The sequence below is a fragment of the Uliginosibacterium sp. H1 genome (genome assembly GCF_036017065.1).
Taxonomy (GTDB): domain Bacteria; phylum Pseudomonadota; class Gammaproteobacteria; order Burkholderiales; family Rhodocyclaceae; genus Uliginosibacterium.
This window is the reverse complement of sequence record NZ_JAYXHR010000001.1, coordinates 1486587-1500905: the sequence shown is the minus strand read 5'-3', so window position 1 is coordinate 1500905 and position 14319 is coordinate 1486587. Positions and strand designations below refer to the sequence as shown.

General features: G+C 67.3%; 9 protein-coding genes. 1 reads left to right on the top strand and 8 read right to left on the bottom strand.

Going from position 1 to position 14319, the window contains the following annotated elements:
• Positions 1-58: 58 nt before the first annotated feature.
• The 4 genes from VVD47_RS06910 to metE all read right to left on the bottom strand — a co-directional run bounded on the left by VVD47_RS06910 (position 59) and on the right by metE (position 7132).
• Positions 59-1786 carry a DUF6055 domain-containing protein gene (locus VVD47_RS06910; protein WP_327602667.1) on the bottom strand — a complete coding sequence of 576 codons (1728 nt, stop codon included), beginning with the start codon at positions 1784-1786 and terminating at the stop codon, positions 59-61.
• 222 nt (positions 1787-2008) lie between these two features.
• Positions 2009-4201 (bottom strand): OsmC domain/YcaO domain-containing protein, encoded by a 2193-nt coding sequence (locus VVD47_RS06905; protein ID WP_327602666.1) that lies wholly within the window; start codon positions 4199-4201, stop codon positions 2009-2011.
• A gap of 122 nt (positions 4202-4323) precedes the next feature.
• Positions 4324-4692 carry a dihydroneopterin aldolase gene (locus VVD47_RS06900; protein ID WP_327602665.1) on the bottom strand — a complete coding sequence of 123 codons (369 nt, stop codon included), beginning with the start codon at positions 4690-4692 and terminating at the stop codon, positions 4324-4326.
• Between the two features lie 145 nt (positions 4693-4837).
• The gene (metE, locus tag VVD47_RS06895) at positions 4838-7132 is read right to left on the bottom strand and encodes a 5-methyltetrahydropteroyltriglutamate--homocysteine S-methyltransferase (protein WP_327602664.1); all 2295 of its coding nucleotides are present in this window, start codon (positions 7130-7132) and stop codon (positions 4838-4840) included.
• 124 nt (positions 7133-7256) lie between these two features.
• On the opposite strand from metE, the gene VVD47_RS06890 reads away from it, so the two are divergent.
• Positions 7257-8153, top strand: coding sequence for a LysR family transcriptional regulator (locus VVD47_RS06890; protein ID WP_327602663.1), 897 nt, complete (start codon positions 7257-7259; stop codon positions 8151-8153).
• Positions 8154-8171: 18 nt separating this feature from the next.
• On the opposite strand, the gene VVD47_RS06885 is transcribed toward VVD47_RS06890, so the two are convergent.
• From VVD47_RS06885 to VVD47_RS06870, 4 genes are all read right to left on the bottom strand, one after another.
• Positions 8172-9128, bottom strand: a complete 957-nt coding sequence (locus tag VVD47_RS06885; RefSeq protein ID WP_327602662.1) for a siderophore ABC transporter substrate-binding protein — start codon at positions 9126-9128, stop codon at positions 8172-8174.
• On the bottom strand, positions 9125-10765 hold the full coding sequence (gene fes / locus VVD47_RS06880) for an enterochelin esterase (protein WP_327602661.1): 1641 nt from the start codon (positions 10763-10765) through the stop codon (positions 9125-9127). Before fes ends, VVD47_RS06885 begins: the two co-directional genes overlap by 4 nt.
• A gap of 14 nt (positions 10766-10779) precedes the next feature.
• Positions 10780-13164: a TonB-dependent siderophore receptor gene (locus VVD47_RS06875; protein ID WP_327602660.1), complete on the bottom strand. Its 2385-nt coding sequence runs from the start codon at positions 13162-13164 to the stop codon at positions 10780-10782.
• An 89-nt stretch (positions 13165-13253) separates the two neighbouring features.
• Positions 13254-14291, bottom strand: coding sequence for a FecR family protein (locus VVD47_RS06870; RefSeq protein ID WP_327602659.1), 1038 nt, complete (start codon positions 14289-14291; stop codon positions 13254-13256).
• Positions 14292-14319: the final 28 nt, after the last annotated feature.

Here is a 14319-nt window from a genome sequence, read left to right as displayed (position 1 = left end):
AGTACGAGTAGTACGGCAAGCGGTTGCAACGACGCCAGCATCATTCTGCTAGCCAGTCCTACAGGTCGCGCGGTCGCGCGCCGATGATCACTACTTCATAGTTCAGCCCACGCTGGTCGGGCGCATCGGCGTTGCTCTCGAAGGCGTTGTAGGTGAGCAGCGCATCCGGCGTGCTGGCAACCACCAGCGTGGCCTCTTCACCGCTGGCGATGCTGGCGGTGCCGACACCGCCGGGCAGGGCCACGTAGCGCACGCCGCCGTTGGTCGTGTTGCGGATGGCGACGGTGGCGGTGAAGTTGCTGCCCGACAGACCGTTGCCGAGGTTGCGCACCGTGACGTTCACCGTGCCGGCGGTGACGGTCAGCGGGTTGATGTTGGCGCCGCCATACATTGGCTGGCGCGCAGCGATCACGCGATACGTGTCGGTGCCGGCGGCCTGCAGGTTGCGGTAGGCGCTGGCGCGGAAGGACGCGTTGTTGATGCTCGCATTCAGGCGTGCCTGCGCCAGCGGATGCGCGATGTCCAGGTAGGCCATGCGTGCCCAGTACAGGCCGACCACGCGTTGCCACGGTGTCGAGCTCATGCGGGCCACCGTGTGCAGCGGCGTCTCCTGGCCCTGGTGCGAGCGGTACATGGTGCGCACCGCATTCACGCCCAGCCCGGCGATGTTGTCCGGGTTGTGGCTCAGGTAACTGAAGAAGGGCCAGGCCTCGTAGCGGTTGTCGGCGTGCACCAGGGTCAGGCGCGACTGTGCGATGACGCTGTTGAGGTTGATGATGGTGCTGGCACCGCCACGGCCGTAGCGCTGCTGCGTCGTCACGTACTGCGGCGCGAAGGCGGTGAAGGTGTCGGTGTGCCACTGTGCGAGCGTCTCCCACCATGCGCCGGTGTTGGCCTTGTCCACCCACAGGTACTCCGACAGGGTGATGCAGTGGCCGAACTCGTGCACGTACACGTTCGGCGCGCTCATCTGGTTGGTGTGCACCACCAGGTAGGGCAGGCCGGCGTTGCCGTCGTAGCCCATCGCGCCGCCGGCGTTGAGGTCCACCGTCGCATACACGTTCATCTTGAACGGGCCGCCGGGGCGCCCGTTCACCGGACGGCCCGGCGAGCGGAAGCCGCGCTGCACGATCCAGTAGTCGTAGGCGGCCTCCAGGTAGTCCAGCACCTGGGTGACCTGCGCGTCGGTGTGGTGGCCCAGCACGCCGGCGGCATCGCGACCGCTGCCGCCGTAGTACACGCGGAAGTGGGCGGAGTCGCGATACAGCGCGTTGCTGGTGGTGATGTTGCGATACACGTACTGGTTGGTGACCGCACCGTAGGCAGCACCGCCGCTGGAGCTGGACGACGAGCTGGAAGAACCAGTGCCGCTGCTCGACGATGTGGACGACGAACTCGACGAGCTGGAAGAGCTCGATGAGGTGGACGACGAACTGGTGGACGACGAACTCGTGGAAGAACTGCTCGACGAACTCGACGATGACGAGCTGGAAGAAGAGCTGGACGACGAAGAGCTGCCGCCGCCGCTGGACGAGGGCACGGAGCACTCATTGACGCCCCCTGCGATACGTCCGCCGAAGCTCGCCTGGTTGCAGACGAAGCTGCCGCTCAGCACCTTGTAGAAGAAGCGGTCGGCGCGGCCGAAGGCCACGTTGGTGTTGGCCGCCACCGAGCAGGTCTTGTTCTCGCTGCAGATGGTCGTGTAGCCAGCCGGGCGGTTGGCGGCGAGCGTGAGGCTCGCCAGCGTCGCGGCCACGAGGCCGAACGCGAGCTTGGTCAGTTTCATCGAATCGTCTCCGGAAATCGTGTTCTTTGTTGTTTATGACGTTTGCGCAGCCAGCCGTCGCTGCACAGCGTCCTGAAACTTTAGGACACGATTCCGTTCGCGCGACCCCGGGCGCGCGACAAACGACGAGAGGAGCCGTCAGGCTGTCAGGCGGCGCGAGGCATTCTTCGCGCCGGGCGAGCGCCGCGTCGCCATGATCGCCAGTCCTGACACCCCCGGGGTCTAGGTTGCGGTGGCGACGGCCCGGGCCCGGGCGCTGTGCAGCTTCCGGTAGCTGTCGATCAGGCGCTGGTGCCGGTCGAGTCCTTCCAGCTTCATGCTGGTGGGCGTCAGGCCATGGAAGCACACGCTGCCGTCCACGGAGCCGATCGCCGCATCCATGCGCGCATTGCCGAACATGCGGCGGAAGCTGGCCTCGTAGTCCGCCAGTTCCATCTCGTCGTCCAGCGTCACTTCCAGCACCACGTTGAGGGCCTGGTAGAACAGGCCGCGCTCGGCGGTGTTCTCGTTGTACTGCAGGTAGGCCTGCACCAGCTCATGCGCTTCCTCGAACTGCTTCAGCGCGAGATTGATCAACAGCTTCAGCTCCAGGATGGTCAGCTGGCCCCAGTCGGTGTTCTCGTCGAACTCGATGCCGATCAGCGTGATGATGTCGGTGTAATCGTCCAGCTCGCTTTCTTCCAGGCGCTCCAGCAGCGCTGCCAGCGCGTCGTCGTCGAGACGGTGCAGGTTCAGGATGTCCTCGCGGAAAGCCAGCGCCTTGTTGGTGTTGTCCCAGATCAGGTCCTCCACCGGGTAGATCTCGGAGTAGCCCGGCACGAGGATGCGGCAGGCCTGGGCACCCAGCTCGTCATACACGGCCATGTACACCTCCTTGCCCATCTCTTCGAGGATGCCGAACAGCGCGGCCGCCTCTTCTGTATTCGAACCCCGCGTGAAGTCCCACTCGACGAATTCGTAGTCGTGCTTCGCGCTGAAGAAGCGCCACGACACCACACCGCTGGAGTCGATGAAGTGCTCGACGAAATTGTTCGGCTCGGTCACCGCGTTGCTGGCGAAAGTGGGTTGGGGCAGGTCGTTGAGGCCTTCGAAGCTGCGGCCCTGCAGCAGTTCGGTGAGACTGCGCTCCAGCGCCACTTCGAAGCTGGGGTGTGCGCCGAAGGACGCGAACACGCCACCGGTGCGCGGGTTCATCAGGGTCACGCACATCACCGGGAATTCGCCGCCCAGCGAGGCGTCCTTCACCAGCACCGGGAAGCCCTGTTCCTCCAGCCCCTGGATGCCGGCCACGATGCCCGGGTACTTCGCCAGCACTTCGGCCGGCACGTCGGGCAAGGCGATCTCGCCTTCCAGGATTTCGCGCTTCACCGCGCGCTCGAAAATTTCCGACAGGCACTGCACCTGTGCCTCGGCCAGCGTGTTGCCGGCGCTCATGCCATTGCTGAGGAAGAGGTTGTCGATCAGGTTGGTGGGGAAGTACACCACCTCGCCGTCGGATTGGCGCACATAGGGCAGGGCACAGATGCCGCGCGCGGTGCTGCCGGAGTTCGTGTCGTACAGGTGCGAGCCGCGCAGCTCGCCGTCCTCGTTGTAGATCGCCAGGCTGTAGTCGTCGAGCAGGCATGCCGGCAGCGCATCCTTCTTGCCTGGCTTGAACCAGCGCTCGTCCGGGTAGTGCACGAAGTCCGCGTTGGCAAACTCCTCGCCCCAGTACTGGTCGTTGTAGAAGTGGTTGCAGCTGGTGCGCTCGATGTATTCGCCCAGCGCGGAGGCCAGCGCGCTTTCCTTGGTGGCGCCCTTGCCGTTGGTGAAGCACATCGGCGAGTGCGCGTCGCGGATATGCAATGACCATACGTTGGGCACGATGTTGCGCCAGGACGCGATCTCGATCTTGATGCCCAGTCCGGCAAGCAGGGCCGACATGTTGGCGATGGTGTCTTCCAGCGGCAGGTCCTTGCCGGCGATGCGGGTGCTCACGCCCTCGGCGCCCGGCAGCAACAGCGCCTGCGCATCCGCGTCCAGGTTCTCCACCTCTTCGATGATGAAGTCGGGCACGTTCTGCACCACGCGCTTCACCGTGCAGCGGTCAATCGACCGCAGGATGCCCACGCGGTCCTTCTCGGAGATGTCTGGCGGCAGTTCGATCTGGATCTTGAAGGTCTGCTTGTAGCGGTTCTCCGGATCGACGATGTTGTTGTGCGACAGGCGCATGTGCTCCGTCGGGATGCCGCGGGTGTCGCAGTACGCCTTCACGAAGTAGGCGGCGCACAGCGCCGACGAGGCGAGGAAGTAATCGAACGGCCCCGGCGCCGAGCCGTCACCCTTGTAGCGGATGGGCTGGTCGGCGATGACCGTGAAGTCGTCGAACTTCGCTTCCTGGCGGAGCTTGTCGAGAAAGTTGACCTTGATTTCCATGAGGGTGCTTCCGGAATGGCTTACAGGAACAGGCCGCCATTGTCCGGGTTTTCGGCCGGCTTTCCGCCGGCTCACCGCTCATTTTCAGGAATGGTATTGACCGCGCGCATCAGCGCCGCGGGTCAGGCGCCCAGGTCGATCTCGGCCTCGTAGCCCGCGCTCTCGCAATCGGTATAGATGTCCGGCTTGCGCACCCACACGCGGGCGCCGGTCACGCCGTCCAGGCCTGCGCACAGGGCCAGCAGCTCGTGGCACAGGGTTTCCTGCAGGTTGAAGTGGCGGCCGGCCACCAGGCCGGGAATGGCCTTGTGCACGAGGTCGTAGTTGACGGTTGCCTGCACGTCGTCCGGGATGGCCTTCGTGAGGGGCGCGAGGCGCAGGTCGATGTCGATGAGCACGCGCTGCGGGCGCTGCTTCTCCACTTCGTAGAAGCCGATGGAGACCGGCAGGCTGTACTCGCGGATGCGGATGCGGCGGTGGGTTATCTTCATGCTCGACGGTCCTGGAGGCTTCTGGCACGCGGTGAGGGTATCGCATGCTGCGTGGCGGGCGCGTACAAGTCCGGCAGGCGCTCAAGAAAAAGTCCCGGCACGGGGCCGGGACTCTGGATGGTGCAACGACCGGGGGCCGGGGTGATCAGGCCAGCTGGCTGCGCAGTGTCCTGGCGGCGTTCACCATGTTGGTGAGCGCAGGGGTCACTTCGGCCCACTGACGGGTCTTCAGGCCGCAATCCGGATTCACCCACAGGCGCTCGGCGGGCACGCGCTCGGCTGCCAGCTTCATCAGCTTGACCATGTATTCCTCGGTCGGGATGTTGGGTGAGTGGATGTCATACACGCCCGGGCCGATTTCGTTCGGGTACTCGAAGTTCCTGAACGCATCCAGCAGTTCCATGTCGGAGCGCGAGGTCTCGATGGTGATCACGTCGGCATCCATGTCGGCGATCGACGCGATGATGTCGTTGAACTCCGAGTAGCACATGTGGGTGTGGATCTGCGTTTTGTCCTCCACGCCGTTGGCGGTGATGCGGAAGGACTCCACCGCCCAGTCCAGGTATTCCTTCCACTGCGCCTTGCGCAGCGGCAGCCCTTCGCGCAGCGCGGCCTCGTCGATCTGGATGATGCGGATGCCGGCACGCTCCAGGTCCTGCACTTCCTCGCGGATGGCCAGCGCCAGCTGGTAGCAGGACACCGAGCGCGGCTGGTCGTCGCGCACGAAGGACCAGTTCAGGATGGTCACCGGGCCGGTCAGCATGCCCTTCATCGGCTTGCGGGTCAGCGAGGCGGCGTATTTGATCCACTCCACCGTCATCGCCTTCGGGCGGCTGATGTCGCCGAACAGGATGGGCGGCTTCACGCAGCGCGAGCCATAAGATTGCACCCAGCCGAACTGGCTGAAGGCGTAGCCGTCCAGCTGCTCGCCGAAGTACTCCACCATGTCGTTGCGCTCGGCCTCGCCGTGCACGAACACGTCCAGTCCCAGTGCTTCCTGCTCGCGCACGCTGCGGGCGATCTCGGTCTGCATGGCGATGCGGTAGCCGTCCTCGCCGAGGCGCCCGGCCTTGTACTCGCTGCGCGCATGGCGGATGTCGGCGGTCTGCGGGAAGGAACCGATGGTGGTGGTCGGGAACTTCGGCAGCTTCAGCCGCGCGGCCTGTCGGGCGGCGCGCTGGGCGTAGGGGCTCTTGCGCTGGCCCAGTTGCGCGGTGATCTTCGCGACGGCGGCCTTGACGGCCGGGTTGTTCACCCGTGGCGAGGCACGGCGCGCGGCGATGGCGGCGGCGTTGGCAGCCAGCTCGTTTTTCACGCTGTCACGCCCCTCGTTCAGCGCGCGGGCCAGCACCGTCAGCTCGCCGAGCTTCTGCTTCGCGAAGGCCAGCCAGGACTTGATCTCTCCATCCAGCTTCTCTTCGCTGTCGAGGTCCACCGGCACGTGCAGCAGCGAGCAGGACGGGGCGATCCACAGGCGTTCACCGAGGCGCTCGGCCACCGGTTGCAGCCACTCCAGCACGGCGTCCAGGTCGGTCTTCCAGATGTTGCGACCGTTGATCACGCCCAGCGACAGCACCTTGTGGCTGGCCAGGTGGTTCAGCGCGACCAGCACTTCGTCACGCGCATTCACCGCGTCCAGGTGGAAGCCGGCGACCGGCAGCTTGACGGCCCATTCCAGGTTGTCCTTCAGCTGGCCGAAGTAGGTGGCCAGCAGCAGCTGCACCGGTGCGGTCTTCAGTGCGTGGTAGGCGGTGGTGAAGGCATGGCGCCAGTCGGCGTCGAGTTCGGTGACCAGAACAGGCTCGTCGATCTGCACCCACTCCGCGCCTTCGGCGGCCAGGGTGGCGAGCAGCTCGGCGTACACCGGCAGCAGGCGGTCCAGCAGGGCGAGGCGGTTGGAATCGTCCTTGGCCTTGCCGATGGCGAGATAGGTCACCGGGCCGATGATCACCGGCTTGGCTTTCACATCCTGGGCACGTGCCTCGGCCAGTTGTGCGATCAGGCGCGTGGCATCCAGCTTGAACTGCGTGCCGGCGGTGAACTCCGGGACGATGTAGTGGTAGTTGGTGTCGAACCACTTGGTCATTTCGCCGGCGGCCACGCCGCCGCAGCAATGGGCGTGGTCTTCGGCGGACCTGGCCGAGCGGCCCCGGGCCACGCGGAAGTAGTTGTCCAGCGCATCGCCATGGAAATCACGCACGCGCTCCGGCAGGTTGCCCAGGGTGAAGCTCATGTCCAGCACCTGGTCGTAGAACGCGAAGTCGCCGACTGGTGCGAAGTCCAGCTCCGACTGCTCCTGCCAGTGACGGCGACGCAGTTCGGCGCCGCGCAGCTTCAGTGCGTCCAGCGCGCTTTCGCCCTTCCAGTAGGACTCGAGCGCGAACTTCAGCTCGCGCCTGGCGCCGATGCGGGGGAAACCGAGGTTGTGGGTGATTGCCATGATGCAGACCGTGGGGAGGGTGGAAGTGCCGCCATCCTAGGTCGCATGACTCATGAGCGAAAATGGTATTGTTTCATCCATCAATGAGCATTGCTCATGAACTGACGCAGCCGTCCCGCTTGCCATGGCCATCCTCGAACGCACCCACCTCGCCATCATCCGCGCCGTCGACGAGCACGGCTCCCTGACGGCCGCAGCCGAGAAGCTGCACCTCACGCAGTCCGCGTTGAGCCACACCATCCGCAAGCTGGAGGACCAGTTGGGGCTGCCGGTGTGGCACCGCGAGGGCCGCGGCCTGCGTCCTACCCAGGCCGGCGAGTACCTGCTGGCCGTGGCCAACCGCCTGCTGCCGCAGCTGGGCTACGCCGAGGAACGCCTGAAGGAATTCGCGCGTGGCGAACGCGGGGCGCTGCGCATCGGCATGGAGTGCCACCCCTGCTACCAGTGGCTGCTGAAGATCGTGTCGCCTTACCTGGGCGCCTGGCCGGCGGTGGACGTGGACGTGAAGCAGAAATTCCAGTTCGGCGGCATCGGCGCGCTGTTCGGCTACGAGATCGACATGCTGGTGACGCCGGACCCGCTGCACAAACCGGGGCTCACTTTCGAGCCGGTGTTCGACTACGAGCAGGTACTGGTGGTCGGCCCCGACCACCCCTTGCGCAAGCTGCCGCATGCACTGCCGAAGCACCTGGCCGACGAGACGCTGATCACCTACCCGGTGCCGGTGGACCGCCTGGACATCTACACCCAGTTCCTCACGCCTGCGGGCATCGCGCCGCGACGCCACAAGCCCATCGAGACCACCGACATCATGCTGCAGATGGTCGCCAGCGGCCGCGGCGTGGCCGCACTGCCGCGCTGGCTGGTGGAGGAGTACGCCAGCAAGCTGGACGTCGCTCCGGTGAAACTGGGCAAGCAGGGCGTGGCGAAGCAGATCTTCCTCGGCTACCGCGAGGCGGATGCCGACATCGACTACCTGCGCGCCTTTGTCGACATGGCGCGTACGCACCGCGACGCGTAGGCCTTATGGTTCAACGGTTCAGCGGTTCAGCGCCGCGCGGATCTCGTCGACCACCGCCTGTTCCGTGCGCAGGCTGCCGGCGGTGAGGTACTGGCGCACGGGCTCCAGGTAGATCATCCGTCCGGCCTTGTGGGCACGCGTCCCGGCGAGCAGCGGGTCGTCGTACAGGCGGCGGGCGAGGCCGGCGGCCGGGCTGCCGACACCGGCGTCGCGGTCGATGACGAACAGCCAGGTAGGGTCGATCTTCGCGATTTCTTCGGGCGACACCGGACGGCCTTGGCGTGGCAGCGAGGCGTCCGCTTCCGGCAGGCCGTAGCGGGTGTGCAGGGCGCCGAAGCGGGAGAGCCGTCCGTAGGCGGTGACGGTGTCGCCGACGGTGAGGATCAGCAATGCGGGGCCGGCTTGCGCGGCGAGCTGCCGCAGCGCCTCCGTGCTGTCCGCCAGCCTGCGCAGCCGCGCTTCGACTTCCGCTTCCTTGCCGAAGAGTTTGCCGAAAGCGCGCGCGTTGCGCGCCACGCCGCCGTCGCCGTCCTCCGCGTTGGCCGTGATGTCCAGGGTCGGAGCGATCTGCGCGAGGCCGGCGTACTTCTCGCGCATGCGCCCGCCGACCACGATCAGGTCCGGCCGCGCGGCGCGGATGGCGTCGTAGTCGGGCTCGAACAGCGAACCCGCTTTCACGTAGCGGGCGTCGTCGAAACGCGCGAGCCCGGTGGGCATCTTCCAGCCCGGCACGGCGACGGGTTCGACGCCCAGCGCGTCCAGCATGTCGAGCGCGGCGAGGTCCAGCGCGACGACACGGGCGGGAGGGCTGCGCAGCGCCAGCACGCCGCTGGCATGTTCGATGCGCAGTGCTGCGGGCTCGGTTGCGAGGGCGGGCAGGCAGCAGAGGGCCAGCGCGAGGCTGGCGGCGCGCAGGGTGGCTGAATGCAGGGTGGCCGCCCGCAAAGTGGCCGAGCGTAGGAGTCGATGGATCATCGCGGGTTCTTCCCGTTGCCGAAGAGGGCGAGCAGGCCGTCGGCGAGTGCGCCGCGCCACACAAGGTAGTCGTGGCCACCGGCGTACTCGCGGTAGTGCACCGGGTAGCCGCGCGCTTCCAGCACGTCGCGCAGGTGGCGGTTGGTGTCGAGGATGGCGGCGGTGTAGGCGTGCGGTCCTTCGAACAGCCCGGCGGACACGAAGAAGCGCAGCGGCAGCTTCGGCAGCTTCAACAGGCGTCGTGCGGTGTATTCGCGCTGATCTTCCGGCGTGCCGTCCGGCGACCACCAGTACGAGCCCGACATCGACAGCACGTTGCCGAAGCGCTGCGGGTAACGCAGGGCGATGCTGGTCGAGGCCAGCCCGCCATAGCTCGATCCCGCCAGCACGGTGCGGCGGGCATCCGGCTTCAGCCCGGTTTCGCGGGCGACGCGCGGCAACAGTTCCTCGGCCATGAAGCGGGCGAAGTCCGGGTTGTCCGGCAGTTCGCGCCCGCGTGCGTTGTCGGCGTTGTCGACGAAGACGGCGACCACCGGTGGCAGGCGTCCCGCGGCGCGCAGGTTGTCGAGGATGGCGGGCGTGGGCACCTTGCCGAGGTACTGCGGCGCGTCGAAGACGAACAGCAGCACGGTGGCCGGGTCGGCCGGGTTGAAACCCGGCGGGCGATACAGCGTGATGTCGCGCGTATTGCCCAGCCCCTTGCTCGTCTGCTGCCACTTCGTCAGGCGGCCCGTGGCGACCTCGCGCTGGCCCTGTTCCGGCACGAGCCCCGGCTGGACCGGCGCGGCCGGCAATGCGAAGGTGGATTCGCGGGCGAACGCGTCTACCGCGTCCTGGGGCCAGGGATGGCGGTTGAGCGGATCGGCCTGCAGCGTGGCTAGGATGGCGACGCGTCGCTCGCGCGGGCTGCCGTCGAAGGACGGCACGTCCGGCGCCAGGCGATAGGACGCGCGCGTATCGGCCGGCACCACGTAGCTGCGGAACCACACGTCCGAGTCGCCCAGCCGCTGCAGCTCGTCGTGATCGGTGGCGGGGCCGCCGAGCAGGCGCACGCCATGACGCGCGCCGCGCCACAGGAAGGTGACGATGCGCTTGCTGTCGTCTCGGGCGTCGGGCACGGCTTCGACCAGCGGCGTGCCTTCGGCGGCCACCGCTTGCCAGAAGGCTTCCGTGTTGCCGCCTGCGGCCAGCGTCCGTGCAAGCGCCGCCACACGCGGGCTGAGCGAGGTGTCCGGCGGAGCGAGCTGCCGTTCGCGCGGCACCTGGCGGACGATCTCGAAACGGTAATCACCGCTGCCGTGTCGCGCGCTCAGTTGCAGTTGCTGTCCTGTCGCCGCTACGAAGCGCACGGTATTGCTGCCGCGCGCGCCGTCGAGCAGGCGGCGCTGCCGGCGTCCGTCGGTGGCCACCAGGTCGAGCACCACCTGCACCGCACCGCTGTCCAGCGTGGCTTCGATGTAGTCGCCGTCGGCCGCCGGCAGGGCGATGTGTTGCGCAGCCGCGCCTGCCGCGCCTGCCAGATGCCCCGTCACCGGGGCACCGGAGGCGAACGGGGCGCCGAGCATGGCCGCGCACAGCGCGATCCTGCGCAGCCAGCCGCTTGCGTTGCCGGCGCCGTGCCTCACCGGCCGTGCCATCAACCGCCTTGCCATCACCAGCTGTACTTCAGGTTGGCGGTGACGACGCGTCCGCTGCCGTAGAAGCAGGCCCAGCGCGAGGCGCAGGAGGCGACGTAGCGTTCGTCGGTCAGGTTGCTCACGTTCAACTGCGTGCTGACGCCAGTCAGGCGCGGGCTGAGGTAGCGGAAGTCGTAGCTCAGCATCAGGTCGTACAGCGTGGCGGCGTCCACCTTGAAGGTGTTGGCGCCGTCACCCTGGCTCTCGCCGATGTAGCGCACGCCCAGGCCAATGCCCAGGCCCTTCAGGCCGGTGTCACCGAAGGCGTAGCGACCCCACAGGGCAGCCTGGTTCATCGGCGTGCGCGCCTGCAGCTTGTCGATGGTGCTGACGTCCTTCGATTCGGTGACGCGCGAATCGATGTAGGTGTAGCTGCCCAGGATGCTGAACTCGCGGGTGATCTCGGCCTGGCCTTCCAGCTCGAAGCCCTTGCTTCGGATCTCGCCGGTCTGGTAGTTGCGCTGCGTCGAGAAGTCGTACGACAGCACGTTCTGCTGCACCAGTTCATAGACCGCCGCGGTCAGGTTGTAGCGCGCGCCGGGCGGGGCGAACTTCACGCCGACTTCGACCTGCTGCGCGGTGGTCGGGTCGAAGGCCGGCTGGCCGGAGGGCGCGCTCTGCAGCACGGGTTCGAACGAAGTGCTGTAGCTGGCGTACGGCGAGAGGCCGTTGTCGAAGGCATACACCACGCCGGCACGGCCGGTGAAGGCGCCGTCGTCGTAGGTGGTGTTGCTGCGGGCCAGCTTGTCGTCGATCGTCGTGCTCGTCCAGTCGTAGCGGCCGCCGAGCAGCAGGTTCAGCCGGCCGATGGCCATCTGGTCCTGCGCATACAGGCCGGTCTGCCACGCGGTGGTGTCGCTGTCGTCGCTCGGGGTCAGGTTCACGTTGCTGACGTTGTACACCGGTGCCAGCCAGTCGATGCTGGGTGCCGTGGCCCGTCCCCACTGGTAGTCGCGCTGCGAGTAGGTGTAGTCCAGGCCGCCGAGCAGGGTGTGCCTGACGGCGCCGGTCGCGGTCTTGAACTGCAGCTGGTTGTCGACGAGGAACTGGTTCAGGTTCTCCGAGCCACCGCTGCCTTGGCGCGTGATGGTGCGCTGGTTGGATTGCAGCGCGTTCCACACCAGGGTGCGGTGCTCGAAGTCGATGCTGCTGAAGCGCAGGTTCTGGCGGAAGCTCAGGCTGTCGTCGAAGTCATGACGCAGGCGATAGCCCAGCGCCAGCTGGTCGCGGTCCGAGATCTCGTAGTTCGGATCGCTGACCAGGAAGTCGCTGGGGATGTAGCCGTAGACCGTGGGGTCGACGGTGCCCAGCTTCTCCATGAAGTTGCGGTAGCCGGCCTGCGGCTCGTGCTGGAACAGCGCGTACAGGTCGAACTGGGTGGCGGCGTTCGGCTTCCAGGTGAGCGACGGCGCCAGCGAGTAGCGCTCCTGCTCCAGCCCGTCTTCCTGGGTGTTGCTCTTCTCGCCATTGAAGACGACGCGGTAGGCCAGCGACTCGGAGCCGACGAAGCCGACATCCGCGCCCAGCGCGATGCGGTCGTAGTTGCCGGTGCCCAGTGTCACTTCGTTGTGCGGGGTGAAGCCGGCCTGCTTGCCGACGAGGTTCACCACGCCACCCGGGTTGGCCTGGCCGTACAGCACCGACGACGGGCCGTGCAGGACTTCGACGCGCTCCAGCAGGTAGGGGTCGATCTGGCCCGACGAGCCGGAGCCGTAGCGCAGGCCGTTGTAGTAGCGCGGCACGTAGTAGAAGCCGCGCATGAACATCTCGTCATGCAGGTTGGATGCGCCGCGATACTCGGTGAACACGCCGGCGGAGTAACGCAGAGCCTGTGCCACGCTCTGCGCGTCCTGGTCGGCGATCTGTTCGGCGGACACCACCGACACGCTTTGCGGCACCAGTCGCAGCGGCGTGTCGGTCTTGGTGCCGGTCATCGTGCGCGTGGCGGCGTAGCCGCCCACCGGGCCGTTGGGGTCCTCGCCGCTGGCCGTCACGGTCACGGCGGGCAGCATGGTTTCGCCACGGCCGGGGCGGATGACCAGCGTATTCCCCTGGGATACCGCTTCCAGTCCGCTGCCGCTCAGCAGGCGTTGCAGGGCTTGGTCGGGCGTCAGGCTGCCGCTGACGGCGGGGGCCTGGCGGTTGGCGACCAGCTCGGGCGCCACGATGAGCTGCTGCCCGGTCTGGCGGGCCAGCTCGTTGAGCGCCGAACCCAGGCCCTGTGCCGGGATGTCGATGCGCACCGGCGCGGCGGCTGACTGGGCCATGGCCCAGTGCGGCGTGGTGATCGCCAGCGCGATGGCCAGTGCCAGCCGGGAGGCGCGCGGACGGAAGGGGGTACGACGCTGCAACGACTTCATGATGCGGGGGTCCTTGTTGGTTTGAACACGAGGCATTCGCAACAGAAGACGCAGCACCGGCCACGATCCTGACATCGCGGCGAAAAAAATCAGCGGGGGATGATTTCCTGCGTGGCGCCGTCGGCGCGGAGACGGACCGGCAGGATGAGCGGCAGGGCCTGCGCGAACTCGTCCACGGCATCGACGCGGAAGGAGCCGGAAACCCGCATGGCAGCGACCTTGGGGTCGTGCACCACGAAGCCGCTGTCGCCGTAGCGCGCGAACTCGGCGAGCGCATCGCCCAGCGGCGCGTTGTCGAAGGACAGGCGCTTGGCGCGCCAGTCGGCCGCCGTGGCGGCTTGTGTCGTCAGGCTGCCGTCCGGGCGCAGGGCGACGGCCTGGCCGGCCTTGAGGATGTGTACCGGCGTGCCGGCCGCGGAGGCGCCGTGCGCGTCCCGCACGCTGACCTTCACGCAGCCTTCGTCGACCACCACGCTGGCCGCGCCGCCGACATGACGGACATGGAAGCGGGTGCCCACCACCGTGGCGCGCAAGGCGCCGGCATCCACGTGCATGGGCCGTTCCGGCGCGTGGCTGACCTGCAGGTAGGCCTGGCCCTCGATCAGGCGCAGCTCGCGCCGGCTGCGGAAGTAACGCACCTGCACCTGGCTCGCCGTATCCAGTTCAAGGCTGCTGCCGTCCGGCAGCGTCAATGTGTCGAAGGCGCCGCGGGCGGTGACGTATTCCGCGCTGTGCAGGGGCAGGGCGTTGAAGTAGATCGCGCCGCCCCAGGCCACCATGGCAACGACGGTGGCCATTGCGGCAGCGATGCCGACGCGTCGCAGTGCGGATGTGCGGGTGGCTGCCGAGGGACTGGGCGTGAGGGCGCGTGCCATGGCACCGATGCGTGCCGCGTCCGCAGCGGGAATGCTCTCCAGCGCGGTGGCCGTGCGCTGCATCGCATCCCATGCAGCCAGGTGCGCCGTCGATGCCTCCAGCCAGTCCGCCAGGGCCTGCGCGTCCAACGGGCCGAAGTCCGCTGCCTGCTGGCGCAACCACCAGCCGGCCGCCGTCGCGTCGACATCGGCGTCGGTGATGTCGATGTCGGTCTCCTGCGCGGCGGGAAGGGAGGCGGGCGAGTCGTGCATTACGGGCAAGGAGTGTGGGAGCAACGAC